Origin of the sequence: Pseudomonas sp. PSB18 (genome assembly GCF_014596565.1) — a bacterium.
GTDB lineage: Bacteria > Pseudomonadota > Gammaproteobacteria > Pseudomonadales > Pseudomonadaceae > Aquipseudomonas.
Window position 1 is genome coordinate 340,108 of record NZ_NOIN01000003.1, and the last position, 18,056, is coordinate 358,163.

An 18,056-nucleotide genomic window follows, 5' to 3' on the forward strand; every position below is an offset into this window, starting at 1 on the left:
TATTACTCCTCGATCTCATTCAGGTTACGCCCCGCCAGGGCGGCTTTGACCGTCGAATCCAGGCGGCGGGCGGCAAAGGCATCGGTGACTTGCGACAGACGCTTGGTCTGCTGCTCGATGGCATGGCCATCGGTGCCCTTGATCAATTCGGACAATTCCTGCATCTGCATTTCGATGACCATGCGTTCTTCCGCGTCCAGCAGGCGCTCGCCGTCGGCCTCGAGGGCGCCTTGCACGGCTTCGATCAGGCGCTGGGCGTCGACCTGTTGCTCGCGCAGCACGCGGGCCACCTTGTCGTCACCGGCATACTGGAACGAATCCTTGAGCATCCGGGCGATTTCGCCGTCGGTCAGGCCATAGGAAGGCTTGACCTGAATGCTGGCCTCGACGCCCGAACCCAGTTCGCGGGCAGAGACATTGAGCAGGCCGTCGGCATCGACCTGGAAGGTCACACGGATTTTCGCCGCCCCGGCGACCATGGCCGGGATGCCGCGCAATTCGAAGCGCGCCAGGGAGCGGCAGTCGCTGATGAGTTCCCGCTCGCCTTGCAGCACGTGGATCATCATGGCCGACTGGCCGTCTTTATAGGTGGTGAAATCCTGGGCGCGGGCGACGGGGATGGTGGTGTTGCGCGGAATCACCTTCTCCATCAGGCCACCCATGGTTTCCAGACCCAGGGACAGCGGAATCACGTCGAGCAACAGCAGTTCGCCGCCGTCGCGCTTGTTGCCGGCCAGGGTATCGGCCTGGATCGCGGCGCCGATGGCGACCACTTGGTCCGGGTCGATTTCAGTCAGCGGCTGACGACCAAAGGCCTCGGCTACGGCTTCGCGAACCCGCGGCACACGGGTCGAGCCGCCGACCATGACAACGGCCTTGACGTCTTCGAGCTCGACGCCAGAATCGCGCACGGCGCGGCGGCAAGCCTTGAGGCTGCGGGCGACCATAGGTTCGATCAGCGCATTGAAAGCTTCGCGGCTTAGGGAGGCCTTCCAGTCACCGTAGACGACCTCGACAGTCGCGGCGTCGGTCAGGGCTTCCTTGGCGGCACAGGCGGTTTGCAGCAGGTGACGTTGCGCTCCCGGATCAAGGTCGGCGGACAGGCCCGCCTGCTCGATGATCCAGCCGGCGATGGCGTGGTCGAAGTCATCGCCGCCCAGGGCGCTGTCGCCGCCGGTGGCCAGGACTTCGAAAACACCGCCGGTCAGGCGCAGAATCGAGATATCAAAGGTACCGCCGCCCAGGTCATAGATGGCAACCAGACCTTCGGCGTGCTGGTCCAGACCATACGCCACCGCAGCGGCGGTCGGCTCGTTGAGCAGGCGCAGCACGTTCAGGCCGGCCAGTTTGGCCGCGTCCTTGGTGGCTTGGCGCTGGGCGTCATCGAAATAGGCCGGGACGGTGATGACCGCACCCACCAGTTCACCACCCAACGCCGCTTCGGCGCGTTGACGCAGGACCTTGAGGATGTCGGCCGACACTTCCACCGGGCTTTTCGGGCCCTGCACGGTTTCGATGAACGGCATGTGAGACTCGCCGCCGACGAAGCGGTACGGCAGTTGATCGCCCAATTGCTTGACGTCGGACAGGCCACGCCCCATCAGGCGCTTGACCGAGACGATGGTGTTCAGCGGATCGGTCGCCGCGGCGAGCTTGGCCGACTCGCCCACTTCGATACGGTCGGCGTGGTAGCGGACGGCGGACGGCAGGATCACCCGCCCCTGCTCATCGGCCAGCGGCTCGGAAAGACCGCTGCGCAACGCAGCGACCAGGGAATTGGTGGTACCCAAGTCGATTCCCACAGCCAGGCGACGCTGGTGCGGTTGAGGACTTTGGCCGGGTTCGGCGATCTGCAGTAGGGCCATCGTAATCAGGACTTATCTGTAATCAGGCGTGCGACCGGAGCGGCACTGGGTTAATCGTCGAGGCGCTCTTCTAGCTGGCGCACTTCGTAGGTGAGCTTGTCGAGGAACTGCATGCGCCGCATCAGGCGTTCGGCCTGTTCGCGTTGCGCGGCATCGTTCCAGCAGGCTGCGAAGCTTTCGTTCAGGGTTTGCTGGGCGTCCTTCAAGCGGCGCTTGAACGCGGCGACACCCGCCAGGTCGGCACTGTCCTGCAGGTCTTCGAGCTCTTCGCGCCACTGCATCTGCTGCAGAAGAAACTCGGGATCGTGCACCGTGACTTCCAGGGGCAGCTCATGACCGCTGATGGCCAGCAGGTATCGCGCGCGCTTGGCCGGGTTCTTGAGCGTCTGGTAGGCCTCGTTGAGGTTCGCGGACTGCTCGAGCGCCCGCCGCTGCTCGGCCTCGGAGGCGTCCGCGAAGCGGTCCGGATGAACGCCTCGGGCCAGCTCGAGATAACGCGCAGACAGCTCATCGAGATCCAGGCTGAAACCCGGCTGCACCTGAAACAAAGCAAAATGACAAGGAGTACCCACGAGCCGCCTCAGATGTTGAAGCTTTCGCCGCAGCCACATTCACCGCGCACGTTGGGGTTGTTGAACTTGAAGCCTTCGTTCAACCCTTCCTTGACGAAATCCAGCTCAGTGCCGTCCAGGTACGTCAGGCTCTTCGGATCGATGATCACTTTCTGACCATGACTTTCGAACACCTGATCGTCTTCGCCGACTTCATCGACGAACTCCAGTACATAGGCGAGGCCGGAACAACCCGTTGTGCGAACACCCAGGCGGATGCCCTCGCCCTTGCCGCGTCCCGCGAGGGAGCGCTGTATGTGCCTGGCGGCTGCTTCTGTCATCTGGATAGCCATGAAAACTCCTTACCTGTCGCGGTTCAGATCAAGCCTTTCTTCTGCTTGTAGTCGCGAACAGCGGCCTTGATGGCGTCTTCAGCGAGTACCGAGCAGTGGATTTTCACTGGCGGCAGGGCCAGTTCTTCGGCCAGCTGGGTGTTCTTGATGGTTTCGGCTTCATCGAGGGTCTTGCCCTTCATCCACTCGGTGGCCAGGGAGCTGGACGCAATGGCCGAACCGCAGCCGTAGGTCTTGAACTTGGCATCTTCGATGATGCCTTGCTCGTTGACCTTGATCTGCAGACGCATCACGTCGCCGCACGCCGGCGCGCCGACCATACCGGTGCCGACATCAGGATCCTGCGCGTCCATCTTGCCGACGTTGCGCGGGTTCTCGTAGTGGTCGATGACCTTTTCGCTATATGCCATTTGCTTCAATCCTCATCAGTGGAGTCGCTCTGGTGGCGACTTCTCAGTGCGCCGCCCATTCGATTTTCGAAATGTCGACGCCGTCTTTGTACATGTCCCACAGCGGCGACAGTGCGCGCAGCTTGGTGACGGCCTCGCAGACTTTCTGCGCGGCGTAATCGATTTCTTCTTCGGTGGTGAAGCGGCCGAAGGTGAAGCGGATCGAGCTGTGAGCCAGTTCGTCGTTGCGACCCAGGGCGCGCAGTACATACGAAGGCTCGAGGGACGCCGAGGTGCACGCCGAACCGGACGACACGGCCAGATCCTTGAGCGCCATGATCAGCGACTCGCCCTCAACGTAGTTGAAGCTCAAGTTCAGGTTGTGCGGTACGCGAGCGGTCATGCTGCCGTTGACGTAGAGCTCTTCCAGGTGCTCGACCTGCTTGAAGAAACGGTCGCTCAGGGCTTTGATGCGCACGTTCTCGGCGGCCATGTCTTCCTTGGCCACGCGGAAGGCTTCGCCCATGCCGACGATCTGGTGGGTCGCCAGGGTGCCGGAACGCATGCCACGCTCGTGACCGCCGCCGTGCATGGTCGCTTCGAGGCGAACACGCGGCTTGCGGCTCACGTACAGCGCGCCGATACCTTTAGGGCCGTAGGTCTTGTGGGCAGAGAACGACATCAGGTCGACTTTGAGCTTCGACAGGTCGATGTCGACCTTACCGGTGGACTGGGCCGCGTCGACGTGGAACAGGACGCCGCGGGAACGGGTCAGTTCGCCGATGGCTTCGATGTCGTTGACGGTGCCGATTTCGTTGTTCACGTGCATGATCGACACCAGGATGGTGTCATCGCGCAGAGCGGCTTCGACCATGGCCGGGGTGATCAGGCCGTCTTCGCCAGGCTCGATGTAGGTGACTTCGAAACCTTCACGCTCCAGTTGGCGCGTGGTGTCCAGGACCGCCTTGTGCTCGATCTTGGAGGTGATCAGGTGCTTGCCCTTGGTGTGATAGAAGTGCGCGACACCCTTGATTGCCAGGTTGTCAGACTCGGTGGCACCGGAGGTCCAGACGATTTCACGCGGGTCGGCGTTGACCAGGTCGGCGACCTGGCGACGGGCGTTCTCGACCGACTCCTCGGCCTTCCAGCCGAACACGTGGGAGCGGGACGCCGGGTTACCGAAGTTTCCGTCGACCAGCAGGCATTCACTCATTTTCTGCGCGACACGCGGGTCAACCGGGGTGGTCGCAGAGTAATCAAGGTAAATCGGCAATTTCATGGACTCTCTCCTAAATCAGGCTGGCTGGCGTTCCGCTTGCTCTGCGGCAGTCATTCGACGGCGGACGCTTCAATCTTGTCCAGGTGCGGCGCCTTGCCATTGCAACGGCGCTGGTCCTGACGCTGGGCTACTTCCTGCACCTCACGGCGGGTGACAAGGTCAGCCAAGCTGATACCGCTCAGAAACTCGTGGATCTGCAGGCTCAAGTCGCACCACAGATGGTGGGTCAGGCACGTATCGCCGCCATGGCAGTCGCCCAACCCCTGGCATTTGGTCGCATCGACCGATTCGTTCACCGCATCGATCACCTGGGCGACCTGGATGCCTTGCATGTCGCGCGACAGCTGATAGCCGCCACCGGGACCACGCACGCTGGACACCAGATTGCTGCGACGCAGCTTGGCGAACAGTTGTTCAAGGTAAGACAGGGAAATGCCCTGGCGTTCGGAGATATCGGCCAGGGACACCGGCCCGTGCTGCGCATGCAATGCCAGATCCAGCATTGCGGTCACGGCGTATCGGCCTTTTGTAGTCAGTCGCATGGACAATTACCACGGAGTTCGGAATGGGGCGAGTATGCAATTCCCGAGTAATTAAGTCAACTATAAGACCTAGTGGGATACTCGGGTTTACCCGCGAAAGAGCGCGCGCATGATAGCAAAGGGGGATCGCCGGGGACCAGCGATACCGCGTTATCGTTTATCGCGGGCAAGCCTTGCTCCCACAGACCCAGTGGAGACCTCTGTGGGAGCAAGGCTTGCCCGCGATGCAGACGCCTCGGTCAGCCGACCTGGCTCTGATCCTTGTCCTTCACGCACGCGAAATCTTCCTCGCGCAGTTCAGGCAGGTCCTTGGCACAATAATTACTGCCCAGGTCCTTCAGGGCGCCGCACATCCCCTCCAGGCGTCCGTCGACGGCCTGCAGATGATCGAGCAGCTGGTTGATGGCGCGGGCGACCGGGTCGGGCATGTCTTCGCCGACACCGTAGGCATCGAAGCCGATTTTCTCGGCCATGGCCTTGCGCCGGGCGTCCTGCTCGTCATCGGACTTGATAATGATCCGCCCCGGAATACCCACCACGGTCGCGCCAGGCGGCACGGCTTTGGTAACCACGGCGTTGGAGCCGACCTTCGCCCCCGCCCCCACGGTAAACGGACCGAGCACCTTGGCGCCCGCGCCAACCACCACGCCATCACCCAGGGTCGGGTGACGCTTGCCCTTGTTCCAGCTGGTGCCGCCCAGGGTCACGCCCTGGTACAGGGTCACGTCATCGCCGATCTCGGCGGTTTCGCCAATGACGATGCCCATGCCGTGGTCGATGAAGAACCGGCGACCGACCTTGGCCCCCGGATGGATCTCGATCCCGGTCAGCCAGCGCCCGAAGTTGGACACCAGCCGCGCCAACCACTTCCAGCCCATGCCCCACAACGCACCGGACAAGCGATGGATCCAGATGGCATGCATCCCCGGGTAGCAGGTCAGTACTTCAAAAGCGTTGCGCGCCGCCGGGTCACGATGGAAAACGCTTTGGATATCTTCACGCAAACGATCGAACATTTTAATCCTTCCGCTTAATCAGCTCGCCACGGGCCGCTTTCTGGGTTTCCGTGAGGATGCCGCGCAATATATTCATCTCCGCCCGGCTGACCGAGCTTCGTCCGTACAACCGACGCAGGCGCGCCATCAAGTGCCGAGGCTTGTCCGGGTCGAGGAACTCGATGTCCACCAGGGTCTGTTCCAGGTGTTCATAGAATCGCTCCAGTTCGTCCATGGTCGCCAGTGTCTCACTGCGCGGCGACGTCGCCTCATATTTTTCGACCTTGCTCGGCTTGCCTTCGGCTGCCAGCCAGGCCATGCGCACTTCATAGCTCAATACCTGCACCGCCGCCCCGAGGTTCAGGGAACTGAATCCGGGGTCGGAAGGGATATGCACGTGAAAGTGACATCGATGCAGCTCGTCGTTGGTCAGGCCGGAGTCTTCACGGCCGAACACCAGTGCGATTTCGATACCCTGCGCGGCTTCCTCGACCACTTTCGTCCCGCACTCGCGGGGGTCAAGCATGGGCCAGGGAATGCGGCGATCGCGGGCGCTGGTGCCGAGCACCAGGTTGCAGCCCACCAGGGCGTCTTCCAGGGTGGCGACGACCTGCGCACCGGCCAGGATGTCACCGGCGCCGGAGGCCCGGGCGTCGGCTTCGTGATGGGGAAACAAGCGAGGCTCGACCAGCACCAGCCGCGACAGGCCCATGTTCTTCATGGCCCGCGCAGCTCCGCCGATATTGCCCGGATGGCTGGTATTGACCAGGACGACACGAATGTTCTGCAACAAGGGAGGCGCTCTCGAACACGATAAAGGGAGCAAATCTTACATAAGCACCTACCGTTAAGCTATGAAAGCGAACGCCAACCTTCTCCTGAGAAAACTTTCTGATAGAATGCGCGGCTTTCTTTAACAACCTTAGGTGACACATCCATGCAGCCCATGCTGAATATCGCGCTGCGCGCCGCCCGCAGCGCCAGTGAACTGATCTTCCGCTCCATCGAGCGCCTGGATACCATCAAGGTCGATGAAAAAGACGCCAAGGACTATGTGTCCGAGGTTGATCGTGCCGCCGAACAGAAAATCGTCGATGCCCTGCGCAAGGCTTACCCGAACCACTCGATCATGGGTGAAGAGACCGGTATGCACGCCGGCACCGGCATTGAAGGTGAAGAGTACCTGTGGATCATCGATCCGCTGGACGGCACCACCAACTTCCTGCGCGGCATTCCTCACTTCGCCGTCAGCATCGCCTGCAAATACCGTGGCCGCCTGGAACACGCCGTCGTGCTGGATCCGGTTCGCCAGGAAGAATTCACCGCCAGCCGTGGCCGTGGCGCCCAACTGAACGGTCGCCGTCTGCGCGTCAGCGGCCGCACCAGCCTGGATGGCGCCCTGCTGGGTACCGGCTTCCCGTTCCGCGATGACCAGATGGACAACCTGGACAACTACCTGGGCATGTTCCGCGCCCTGGTCGGTCAGACCGCCGGTATCCGCCGCGCCGGTGCCGCGAGCCTGGACCTGGCTTACGTGGCGGCGGGTCGTTTCGATGCATTCTGGGAGTCGGGCCTGTCCGAATGGGACATGGCAGCGGGCGCCCTGCTGATCCAGGAAGCAGGTGGCTTGGTGAGCGACTTTACCGGCGGCCACGATTTCCTTGAAAAAGGCCATATCGTTGCCGGCAACACCAAGTGCTTCAAGGCTGTTCTGACAGCCATCCAGCCACACCTGCCGCACTCGCTGAAGCGTTAAGCGCCTCGGTTACAGAAAAGCACCCTTCGGGGTGCTTTTTTTATGCCTGAATTTCGGTAATTGATCGTTCCCACGCTCCGCGTGGGAACGCCGCCAGGGACGCTCCGCGTTCCGCTTTTCGAAGGTGACGCAGAGCGTCACGGGATGCATTCCCACACAGAGCGTGGGAACGATCTACAGCCCAGAATTCAGGCGTAAAAAAAGCACCCCGAAGGGTGCTTTTTTCATAGCGGTTGGATCACTGGGCTGGTTGGTTCTGGCCCAGGATCAGTTGGCCTTCCTTGTTCACCGGGATCTGGTTGCCCGGGTCGCGGTCCATGCGGACCTTGCCTTCCTTGCCGTCGAGCATGTAGCGCACGTCGTAGCCGACCACTTTGTCGCTGATGTCATTGACAGTGTTGCAGCGCGTTTGCGTGGTGGTGTACGTGTCACGTTCCTGCATGCCTTCCTGAATCTTGTTACCGGCATAACCGCCACCGGCCGCACCCGCCACGGTGGCGATTTTCTTGCCGGTGCCGCCGCCGATCTGATTACCCAACAGGCCACCCGCCACGGCGCCCAACACAGTACCGGCGATCTGATGTTGATCCTGGACCGGCTTCTGCCGGGTCACGGTGACGTCCTTGCAGACTTCACGCGGGGTTTTGATCTGAGTCTTGACCGGCTCTACTGCCAGTACCTGTGCATACTCAGGACCACTTTTCACCAAGCTGTAGGTCGCGACCGCACCACCGGCAGTTACACCGACAGCACCCAATACCGCACCAACCAGCATCGATTTGTTCACTTGAACCTCCTGGCCATCACCAGCGGAATAATCCGCGCTTCTCCCAGCCTTGGAGCATAAAAAAAGGCGCGAGTTCAACTCGCGCCTTTTCAGCGGTGACGGACGGAGCGACGAGCCTTAGGGGCGGTCGTCCACTTCCGTTTCGGTGGCCGCCGGAGGAATCAGGTCCTCGGAGTTCAGGTTCAGCCAGATCAGCACCACGTTGGCGATGTAGATCGACGAGTAGGTACCCGCCAATACACCGACAAACAGCGCAATGGAGAAACCGAACAGGTTGTCACCACCAAAGAACAGCAGCGCGGCAATCGCCAGCAAGGTGGAGATCGACGTCGCCATGGTCCGCAGCAGGGTCTGGGTGGTCGAGATGTTGATGTTCTCGATCAACGAGGCCTTGCGCAGCACGCGGAAGTTCTCACGCACCCGGTCGAACACCACGATGGTGTCGTTGAGCGAGTAACCGATGATCGCCAGCACCGCCGCCAGCACCGTCAGGTCGAAGGTGATCTGGAAGAACGACAGGATACCCACGGTCACGGCCACGTCGTGGATCAACGAGACAATGGCGCCCACCGCGAACTTCCACTGAAAGCGGAAGGCCAGGTAGATCAGGATGCCGCCCAGCGCCATCAGCATGCCGAGGCCGCCCTGGTCGCGCAGCTCTTCACCCACTTGCGGGCCCACGAACTCGACACGCTTGACCTTCGCCGGGTTGTCGCCACCGGCCTTCTGCAAGGCATCGGCAACCTGGTGACCCAGTTGCGGGTCTTCACCCGGCATGCGCACCAGCAGGTCGGTGGTTGCGCCGAAGCTCTGCACGATGGCTTCGTGGTAACCGGACGTTGCCAGTTGCTCACGCACCTTGGTCACGTCGGCCGGACGCTCGTAGGTCAGCTCGATGAGCGTACCGCCGGTGAAGTCCAGGCCGTAGTTCAGACCCTTGGTGGCCCAGCTGAACAACGCCAGTGCAGTGAGGAACAATGTGACGCCGAACGCGAAGTTGCGAACGCCCATGAAGTTGATTGTACGTAACATGGCAGCCCCTTAAATCCACAACTTCTTGAAGTCACGACCGCCAAAGATCAGGTTGACCATTGCGCGGGTCACCATGATGGCTGTGAACATCGAGGTAAAGATCCCGAGGGACATGGTCACTGCGAAGCCCTTGACCGGGCCGGTGCCCATGGCGAAGAGAATCCCGCCGACCAGCAACGTGGTCAGGTTGGCGTCGAGAATCGCGGTGAATGCCCGGCCGAAGCCTTCGTTGATTGCCCGCTGGATCGACATGCCCGCGGCGATCTCTTCACGTATCCGCGAGAAGATCAGCACGTTGGCGTCCACCGCCATACCCATGGTCAACACGATACCGGCGATACCCGGCAGGGTCAGCGTGGCGCCCAGCAGCGACATCAGGGCCAGCAGCATCACCATGTTCACCGCCAGCGCGACGGTGGCGATGATGCCGAAGAAGCGGTAGATGGCGATGATGAACAGCGACACGAACAGCATGCCCCACAGCGACGCATCGATACCCTTGGTGATGTTGTCCGCACCCAGGCTCGGGCCGATGGTGCGCTCTTCAGCGAAGTACATCGGTGCAGCCAGGCCACCGGCGCGCAGCAGCAGGGCCAGCTCGGAGGATTCACCCTGGCCGTTCAGGCCGGTGATGCGGAACTGACTGCCCAGTGGCGACTGGATGGTCGCCAGGCTGATGATCTTCTTCTCTTCCTTGAACGCCTGCACCGCAACGTCTTTCTCGACGCCGTCGACCACCTGCTTGGTGTAGGTGGTGACCGGCTTCTGCTCGATGAAGATCACCGCCATGCTGCGACCGACGTTGCTGCGCGTAGCGCGGCTCATCAGTTCGCCGCCGTGGCCGTCGAGGTGGATGTTCACCTGTGGACGACCGTGCTCGTCGAAGCTCGCCTTGGCGTCGGTGACCTGGTCACCGGTGATGATCAGACCGCGCTCGATCTGCGCCGCAGGGCGGTTGCCCTCACGGAACTCGAAGCTTTCGGAAGTGGCCTTGGACGCACCCGGCTCGGCCGCGAGGCGGAACTCCAGGTTGGCGGTCTTGCCGAGGATACGCTTGGCTTCGGCGGTGTCCTGCACACCCGGCAGCTCGACCACGATGCGGTTGGCGCCCTGGCGCTGCACGATCGGTTCGGCCACACCCAGCTCGTTGACCCGGTTACGCACGGTGGTCAAGTTCTGCTTGATGGAGTATTCGCGGATTTCCGCCAGCTTGGCCGGGGTCATCGCCAGACGCAGCACCGGTTGACCATTGAGGTCGGCCGGCACAATGTCGAAATCGTTGAAGGTCTTGCGGACCAGTGCACGGGCCTGCTCGCGGGTATCTTCATCACTGAAGCCCAGCTGAATGGCACCGTTGAAGGCCGGCAGGCTGCGATAGCGCACACGCTCCTTACGCAACAGGCTCTTGACGTCGCCTTCGTAGACTTTCATCCGCGCGTCGAGGGCTTTGTCCATGTCCACTTCCAGCAGGAAGTGCACACCGCCGGACAAGTCCAGGCCCAGCTTCATCGGATGCGCGCCGAATTTGCGCAGCCATTGCGGGGTGGTCTGGGCCAGGTTCAGGGCCACGACGTATTCGTCGCCCAACGCCTTGCGCACCACGTCCTTGGCCGGCAGCTGGTCTTCAGCCTTGACCAGGCGCAACAGGCCGCCCTTGCCATTTTCGGCAACAGACGCAGCCTTGACTTCGATACCGGAGGTCTTGAGGGCCGCGCTCGCACGGTCCAGATCCGCCTGGGTGACCTGCAAGGCAGTGCTTGCGCCACTGACCTGAATGGCCGGGTCATCCGGGTAGAGGTTGGGAGCGGAATAAATCAGACCGACCGCCAGCACCGCCAGGATCAGTACATATTTCCACAGAGGGTATTTGTTCAGCATCACGCCGCCCGCTTATGACGCGGGGCGCCTTGCGCGCCCCGTCGATTGAAGAGATGTTTGAAACCTTAGATCGCTTTCAGCGTGCCTTTTGGCAGCGTGGCCGCGATAGCGCCCTTCTGGAACTTCATTTCAACGGTGTCGGACACTTCCAGCACCACGAAATCGTCGGCCACTTTGGTGATCTTGCCGGCGATACCGCCAGTGGTCACCACTTCGTCGCCCTTCTGCAGGCTGCCGAGCAGGTTCTTCTGCTCTTTGGCGCGCTTGGCCTGTGGACGCCAGATCATCAGGTAGAAGATGACCAGGAAGCCGACCAGGAAAATCCACTCGAAACCGCCACCCATAGGCGCGGCTGCGGGAGCAGCGGCATCAGCCATGGCGTTAGAGATAAAAAAGCTCATTTAGCACTCCAGTTGCAAGTATTGAATCTTAGGATCGGAAAACTCAGTCCAAGGGCGGCACAGGCAACCCGCGCTTGGCATAGAAGGCCTCGACGAAGGCGGCCAATGTACCCTGTTGAATAGCCTCGCGCAAACCAGCCATAAGCACCTGGTAATGGCGCAAATTGTGGATCGTATTCAGCATGCTACCGAGCATTTCGCCGCACTTGTCCAAATGGTGCAGATAAGCGCGGGAGAAGTTCTTGCACGTGTAGCAGTCGCAGGTCGGATCCAGCGGCGAATCATCATGGCGATGGAACGCGTTACGGATCTTCAGCACGCCCGTGTCGATGAACAGATGCCCATTGCGGGCATTACGGGTTGGCATCACGCAATCGAACATGTCCACCCCGCGGCGCACACCCTCAACCAGATCTTCCGGTTTGCCAACGCCCATAAGGTAACGAGGTTTGTCAGCGGGCATCTGGCCTGGCAGGTAATCCAGCACTTTGATCATTTCGTGCTTGGGTTCGCCCACCGACAGGCCGCCAATGGCCAGGCCGTCGAAACCGATCTTGTCCAGGCCTTCGAGGGAGCGCATGCGCAGGTCCTGGTGCATGCCGCCCTGGACGATACCGAACAGCGCCGCCGTGTTGTCGCCATGGGCGTTCTTGGAGCGCTGGGCCCAGCGCAACGACAGCTCCATGGACACCCGCGCGACGTCTTCATCGGCCGGGTACGGGGTGCATTCGTCGAAGATCATCACGATGTCCGAGCCCAGGTCGCGCTGGACCTGCATCGACTCTTCCGGGCCCATGAACACCTTGGAACCGTCCACCGGCGAGGCGAAGGTCACGCCCTCCTCCTTGATCTTGCGCATGGCGCCCAGGCTGAACACCTGGAAACCGCCGGAGTCGGTCAGAATCGGGCCTTTCCACTGCATGAAATCGTGCAAGTCGCCGTGGGCCTTGATCACTTCCATGCCCGGGCGCAGCCACAGGTGGAAGGTGTTGCCCAGGATGATCTCCGCGCCGATGGCCTCGATGTCCCGTGGCAGCATGCCCTTGACCGTGCCGTAGGTGCCCACCGGCATGAACGCCGGGGTTTCCACCGTACCGCGGGGGAAGGTCAGGCGACCGCGACGCGCCTTGCCATCGGTGGCCAGCAACTCGAAGGACATGCGACAGGTGCGACTCATACTGTTTCCTCGGGCCCGCGTGGCGCGGGGTTACGGGTGATGAACATCGCATCACCGTAGCTGAAAAAGCGGTAACCATGCTCGACGGCGGCCTTGTAGGCGGCCATGGCTTCGGGATAACCGGCGAACGCCGAAACCAGCATCAACAGCGTGGATTCCGGCAAATGGAAATTGGTGACCAGGGCATCGACCACATGGAACGGCCGGCCCGGGTAGATGAAGATATCGGTGTCGCCACTGAACGGCTTGAGCACGCCATCGCGGGCAGCGCTTTCCAGCGACCGCACGCTGGTGGTCCCCACCGCCACCACCCGACCGCCGCGGGCGCGACAGGCCGCCACGGCATCGACCACGTCCTGGCTCACTTCCAGCCATTCGCTGTGCATGTGGTGATCCTCGATACGCTCGACCCGCACCGGCTGGAACGTGCCGGCGCCGACGTGCAGCGTCACGAACGTGGTCTCGACGCCCTTGGCGGCAATCGCCTCCAGCAACGGCTGATCGAAATGCAGCCCCGCCGTCGGCGCCGCCACCGCCCCCAGGCGCTCGGCGTACACGGTCTGATAGCGCTCGCGGTCCGAACCTTCGTCCGGGCGGTCTATATAAGGAGGCAACGGCATATGCCCGACACGGTCGAGCAGCGGCAACACCTCTTCGGCAAATTTGAGCTCGAACAACGCATCATGCCGCGCCACCATCACCGCCTCGCCGCCACCGTCGATCAAGATCGACGAGCCCGGCTTGGGCGACTTGCTGGAGCGCACATGGGCCAGCACACGATGACTGTCCAGCACCCGCTCCACCAGAATCTCCAGCTTGCCGCCGGAGGCCTTCTGGCCAAACAACCGCGCGGGAATGACGCGAGTATTGTTGAACACCATCAAGTCGCCCGGGCGCAAATGCTCAAGCAAATCAGTGAATTGACGGTGAGCCATGGCACCGCTGACCCCATCCAGGGTCAACAGTCGACTGGCGCGACGCTCCGCCAGAGGGTGGCGAGCGATCAGCGAATCCGGGAGTTCGAAGGTAAAGTCAGCAACACGCATGATGGGGTTCGTCTAGCAGGGCCGGAAAGTCTAGCGGAAATATCAAAAATTCACCATGAAACGTGATTGACCAACGGTAGGCACCTCTCTATACTTCGCCGCCATTGAGCCCTGATGGCGGAATTGGTAGACGCGGCGGATTCAAAATCCGTTTTCGAAAGGAGTGGGAGTTCGAGTCTCCCTCGGGGCACCATTTGCAGTACATAGACGACTACCAGCGTCTACGTAACACCCCTAGAGCCCGCTAACTGCGGGCTTTTGGTCTCTGGGGTTCCACCACCATCTCTTGCAAGCCAGCCTCTTTTTGGTACATTTTCTGTACATATTCCAGTTCGAGAACCGGAGGTGTACAGCGATGCCATTGACCGCCTTGCAAATCAAAGCGTCCAAGCCTGCCGACAGACCGTTCACGTTGAGTGATAGTTCGGGTCTTGCCTTGCTGGTGAAACCCAACGGCAGCAAGTATTGGCACTTCCGGTACACCTATCAGGGGCGGGCGGCGCGCATGTCACTGGGTGTGTATCCGCATATCTCCTTGCAGGAAGCCCGTGAACGAGCTGCAGAATGCCGCAACCTACTCAAGCAAGGCACCAACCCCGGCGCCAAACGCCGCGATGACAAACTGCGACAGCAGGAGGCCGGGCTCAACACCTTCAGGCGAGCCGCGGAGTACTGGTATCAATTCAAATCGGACTCCGGCCGCAGCAGCGCGACGCTGAAGAAGATCCGCGACTATCTCGATAAGGATCTACTGCCCGCTCTCGGCGAGAAGCAACTGGAGCTCATCACGCGAAGCGACTGCGCAAAACTGCAGGCCTGCATCGAAAAACGAGGCGCCTTCAATGTTGCGGACAAGACCCGGACCTGGCTGAAACAGATTTTCAGTCAAGCCATTGCACGCGGCCTGTGCGAACACAATCCAGCCTCCGAACTCCATGCCATTGCGATAGCCCCACCGCCCACTCAACACTACCCACATCTGCACGAACACGAACTACCTGAGTTTCTCCGGGCCTTAAGCAAGACCACCAGCCGGCTACCAGCGAGGATTGCATCATGGATGACAATTCTGACAGCGAGCCGCCCCGGCATGGTTCGCTACGCAAAATGGGAGGAAATCGATTTTGAGGAAGGGATATGGACCATCCCGGCCGCCCGCATGAAGATGCGCAGAGACTACGTCAGCCCTCTACCTCATCAGTTGATCGCCATGCTTACCAAACTGAACCAAAGCACTGGCCGCAGTCGGTATCTATTCCCAGGCAATGGTGAAAAGCAGCCAGTCATCAGTGAAAACACGATCAACCTGGTGTTCGCCAAGATCGGCTATAAAGGACGACTCGTCAGCCATGGCACTCGTCATACCGCAAGCACGCTGCTGCGCGAACACGGCTGGCTGAAGGACCATGTCGAAAGCCAGCTGGCTCACGTCGAGGGCGGCATCTCTGGCGAGTACAATCAAGCCCTATACCTGCCGCAACGTCGGATCATGATGCAGTGGTATGCAGACTATCTCGACGCCCTCAAAGAAGGCATTACAGCCAACCTTCGCGATCAATTTGATACTCGCGTTAATCAGTTCCTCGCACGCCCTTCTGCACCGCCTCTAACAGCATCCCATGCACACAAAGATGATCACCTCCAAAAGTTGCCTATCGAGACAGACTCAACGGCGACTCAGTGATCACGTGACGCCTCACCAATTCGACCCGGTCGACGACAACATCATCGCCTTGCAAAACTACCGTGGCGCATTCCAACACTGGTAAGTCGGTGAGATCTCCACAGCCCAGCCTTCCACGCGGGTCCATCCAAACAGGGCTGCAAAGCCGCCCTGCTTGGATGGACCTCACTTAAAAAATCTAAAGCCCATAAAGCTGTCTGTGGAAAACTACTGATTTCCACCGGTGGATAATTTCACCCACCGCCGCAGAACTCCGGATAATTCGAGCCTTGACCCGAATTATCCACAGGCGTAAAAAAGATCGGGCAAAGCGCTGTCGTTGACAGCAACTCAGGTAGCCAGAACCTTTAAGGCTACGCCACACCGTGGTGGTTCTCCCAAAGTGCGATGAGCGTCCGGCGGCTCGCACAGTCACAGCGATGTGATGGATGCCTACTTCTACCAGAGTGCCCACTGCGGCAACTCACACCCCTTCGTAGCTGCCCTGCAGCAACCTATCCGCTTGGCCATTTCATTGCGCCAACCTGCGCCCGTCTCTTTCTTCCGGAAAGAGACGGGCGCTCCTACCGCTGCTGCAGCCCATCTCGTACAAGGCTTTGCGGCATTTCCCCTCGTGACAATCGGCGTGACAAACACCGAAGTCACCAGCAACGGCGATGCAGATGATGGTGCCGCAGCCTACGGAATGGACTGCACCTGACTGACAGTCAGGCATGCCCCGGTCATCGCTTCACTGCCTTCACCTGACTCAGGATCTGCGGCACTGGTCTCGTCAGCCAGTGCAGCCTCCACCCGCCCACCGGTAACGGTGTTCAGGAGGCCAGATCATGAGATGCCCAAGCTCCCGGTCGTAAAGAGCCGACAGTCCCGCGTTAGTGGACAACCCTCACAGGTCGCAGGGGCCTTGATCCCTGATAACACTCAACATTCTTGGCGGGATGCCGTGGGGAAAAGCTTCAACGTTTTGACTTCGAGAGGAGTTTGATCATGGCGCTGGTCGGTAAACGGGATGGGCGCAATTTTGGCTATGGCCGGCAATTGAGCTACGCCGGGCCGCAGGCGTTGAAAGACATGTTCGGCGGTGGGCATTACGGCACGGTCAAGGCGCACAGTGATCGCTGGCAGGCGTTTGTACGCTGGTGTCGGTCGGAGGATGGACCAGGGTTTAACGATGCGCGACAAATTGATCGGCAGACCTTGCTGGACTACGCCGGGTATCTGCGCCAGCAAGTTGAACAAGGTGAGCTCGCTATCGCGACTGCGCAAAACCGATTATCCAGTGTGAATCGGACCATGGCCACGCTGAGAGGTGATCAGTATGTGAAGGTGTCGAGTCCGAGCAAGGCTTTAGGACTGCAGCGCACAACCGTCCGCACAGCAACCCCGCAAGGCCAGGATCGTGAACAGGTGAAGCGGATCGTCGAGGCGCTCTGCGAATACCAACTGCCGCGCGCGGCTGCCATCGTGCAGCTGGCCCGAGCCACAGGCATGCGCTTACGCGAGGCCATTTTGGCCGACCTACCACGCCTAAAACGTGAGGCCGAACAGTACGGCAAGATCAACATCCAGGATGGCACCAAAGGTGGCCGTTCAGGTGCCTCGGCACCTCGCAGGATTACGGCAGATGATCATATTCGTGACGCACTGAGGTTTGCCGAACAGATCTCGCCCGACGGTAGTCGCAACCTGCTTGCACCGAACGAAAGCTACCTCGATTTCCAACAGCGAATCGTGCGACCCGCACGGGACATCCTCCATAAGCACAACCTCAAAGGCTTCCACGAATTGCGGGCGGCCTATGCTTGCGAGCGCTATGAGCAAATCACCCATCATCCCGCGCCCGTCAACGGTGGCCGTTGCTATCAGCTCGACCGACGGCTAGATAAGGATGCACGAGTGCAAATCAGCGATGAACTCGGGCACGGTCGTATCGATGTGGTATCGGCTTACATTGGTGGTCGAGCATGAGTGAGCCATTCGATATGGAGTTGTTCCTGGCGGGCGTCTTGACCGGGTCACACACCACACGCCAACGCCACCTGCGTCAGGCGAAGACTATCCAAACAGCGATCGCTGAGCGCTGGCAATGCGACAATCCATGGACTTGGCAGAGAAAACACCTTGCATGGTTTTTGAATAACCATCTAAACCAGCGCACTGAGTCGACGCGCTATTACTATTTGCTGACCATGCAATTACTCACTCATCGTCTAGGAAAATCCTGGCAGTTCACCCCCTAAGCGAAGGTCAGAAAACGGCCAGAAACGGTGACTCAGCATCTACAAACTTAGAGGGTGACTCGGAAGGGCTTCAGGCCAAGC

Annotated in this window: 18 protein-coding genes and 1 tRNA gene; 5 read left to right on the top strand and 14 right to left on the bottom strand. The window is 60.4% G+C overall.

Annotated elements, in window-relative coordinates; genetic code table 11:
- Window positions 1–2 precede the first annotated feature (2 nt).
- From hscA to trmJ, 8 genes are all read right to left on the bottom strand, one after another.
- On the bottom strand, window positions 3–1,865 hold the full coding sequence (gene hscA / locus CGA22_RS09320; RefSeq protein ID WP_188258550.1) for a Fe-S protein assembly chaperone HscA: 1,863 nt from the start codon (window positions 1,863–1,865) through the stop codon (window positions 3–5).
- 50 nt (window positions 1,866–1,915) lie between these two features.
- Window positions 1,916–2,437 carry a co-chaperone HscB gene (gene hscB / locus CGA22_RS09325; protein ID WP_041023390.1) on the bottom strand — a complete coding sequence of 174 codons (522 nt, stop codon included), beginning with the start codon at window positions 2,435–2,437 and terminating at the stop codon, window positions 1,916–1,918.
- An 8-nt stretch (window positions 2,438–2,445) separates the two neighbouring features.
- Window positions 2,446–2,769, bottom strand: coding sequence for an iron-sulfur cluster assembly protein IscA (gene iscA / locus CGA22_RS09330; protein WP_024777046.1), 324 nt, complete (start codon window positions 2,767–2,769; stop codon window positions 2,446–2,448).
- A gap of 23 nt (window positions 2,770–2,792) precedes the next feature.
- A complete protein-coding gene (gene iscU / locus CGA22_RS09335; protein ID WP_003185157.1) occupies window positions 2,793–3,179 on the bottom strand; it encodes a Fe-S cluster assembly scaffold IscU in 387 nt (128 codons plus the stop codon).
- Between the two features lie 43 nt (window positions 3,180–3,222).
- Complete coding sequence (locus tag CGA22_RS09340) at window positions 3,223–4,437, bottom strand: IscS subfamily cysteine desulfurase (RefSeq protein ID WP_024777045.1); 1,215 nt, start codon at window positions 4,435–4,437, stop codon at window positions 3,223–3,225.
- A 50-nt stretch (window positions 4,438–4,487) separates the two neighbouring features.
- Complete coding sequence (iscR, locus tag CGA22_RS09345; protein WP_024777044.1) at window positions 4,488–4,979, bottom strand: Fe-S cluster assembly transcriptional regulator IscR; 492 nt, start codon at window positions 4,977–4,979, stop codon at window positions 4,488–4,490.
- A 239-nt stretch (window positions 4,980–5,218) separates the two neighbouring features.
- A complete protein-coding gene (cysE, locus tag CGA22_RS09350; RefSeq protein WP_041023391.1) occupies window positions 5,219–5,995 on the bottom strand; it encodes a serine O-acetyltransferase in 777 nt (258 codons plus the stop codon).
- 1 nt (window position 5,996) lies between these two features.
- A complete protein-coding gene (gene trmJ, locus CGA22_RS09355; protein WP_041023392.1) occupies window positions 5,997–6,767 on the bottom strand; it encodes a tRNA (cytosine(32)/uridine(32)-2'-O)-methyltransferase TrmJ in 771 nt (256 codons plus the stop codon).
- Between the two features lie 144 nt (window positions 6,768–6,911).
- Here trmJ and suhB point away from each other — a divergent pair, with 144 nt between their 5' ends.
- Window positions 6,912–7,730 (top strand): inositol-phosphate phosphatase, encoded by an 819-nt coding sequence (gene suhB / locus CGA22_RS09360; RefSeq protein WP_041023393.1) that lies wholly within the window; start codon window positions 6,912–6,914, stop codon window positions 7,728–7,730.
- 238 nt (window positions 7,731–7,968) lie between these two features.
- Here the strand turns inward: suhB and CGA22_RS09365 are convergent, their stop codons facing one another.
- From CGA22_RS09365 to queA, 6 genes are all read right to left on the bottom strand, one after another.
- Window positions 7,969–8,517 (bottom strand): glycine zipper 2TM domain-containing protein, encoded by a 549-nt coding sequence (locus CGA22_RS09365; protein WP_041023394.1) that lies wholly within the window; start codon window positions 8,515–8,517, stop codon window positions 7,969–7,971.
- Window positions 8,518–8,634: 117 nt separating this feature from the next.
- Window positions 8,635–9,549 carry a protein translocase subunit SecF gene (gene secF / locus CGA22_RS09370; RefSeq protein ID WP_041023395.1) on the bottom strand — a complete coding sequence of 305 codons (915 nt, stop codon included), beginning with the start codon at window positions 9,547–9,549 and terminating at the stop codon, window positions 8,635–8,637.
- Window positions 9,550–9,558: 9 nt separating this feature from the next.
- On the bottom strand, window positions 9,559–11,427 hold the full coding sequence (secD, locus tag CGA22_RS09375; RefSeq protein WP_041023396.1) for a protein translocase subunit SecD: 1,869 nt from the start codon (window positions 11,425–11,427) through the stop codon (window positions 9,559–9,561).
- Window positions 11,428–11,492: 65 nt separating this feature from the next.
- Complete coding sequence (gene yajC / locus CGA22_RS09380) at window positions 11,493–11,828, bottom strand: preprotein translocase subunit YajC (RefSeq protein ID WP_024777037.1); 336 nt, start codon at window positions 11,826–11,828, stop codon at window positions 11,493–11,495.
- A gap of 43 nt (window positions 11,829–11,871) precedes the next feature.
- A complete protein-coding gene (tgt, locus tag CGA22_RS09385) occupies window positions 11,872–12,987 on the bottom strand; it encodes a tRNA guanosine(34) transglycosylase Tgt (RefSeq protein WP_162843649.1) in 1,116 nt (371 codons plus the stop codon).
- Between the two features lie 14 nt (window positions 12,988–13,001).
- Complete coding sequence (gene queA / locus CGA22_RS09390; RefSeq protein WP_024777035.1) at window positions 13,002–14,051, bottom strand: tRNA preQ1(34) S-adenosylmethionine ribosyltransferase-isomerase QueA; 1,050 nt, start codon at window positions 14,049–14,051, stop codon at window positions 13,002–13,004.
- Between the two features lie 108 nt (window positions 14,052–14,159).
- On the opposite strand from queA, the gene CGA22_RS09395 reads away from it, so the two are divergent.
- From CGA22_RS09395 to CGA22_RS09410, 4 genes are all read left to right on the top strand, one after another.
- Window positions 14,160–14,244, top strand: a tRNA-Leu gene (locus tag CGA22_RS09395).
- A gap of 162 nt (window positions 14,245–14,406) precedes the next feature.
- Window positions 14,407–15,735 carry a tyrosine-type recombinase/integrase gene (locus CGA22_RS09400; RefSeq protein WP_027605406.1) on the top strand — a complete coding sequence of 443 codons (1,329 nt, stop codon included), beginning with the start codon at window positions 14,407–14,409 and terminating at the stop codon, window positions 15,733–15,735.
- 987 nt (window positions 15,736–16,722) lie between these two features.
- On the top strand, window positions 16,723–17,703 hold the full coding sequence (locus tag CGA22_RS09405; RefSeq protein ID WP_188258551.1) for an integrase domain-containing protein: 981 nt from the start codon (window positions 16,723–16,725) through the stop codon (window positions 17,701–17,703).
- The gene (locus CGA22_RS09410; protein ID WP_188258552.1) at window positions 17,700–17,975 is read left to right on the top strand and encodes a hypothetical protein; all 276 of its coding nucleotides are present in this window, start codon (window positions 17,700–17,702) and stop codon (window positions 17,973–17,975) included. The genes CGA22_RS09405 and CGA22_RS09410 overlap by 4 nt, the downstream gene beginning before the upstream one ends.
- Window positions 17,976–18,056 lie beyond the last annotated feature (81 nt).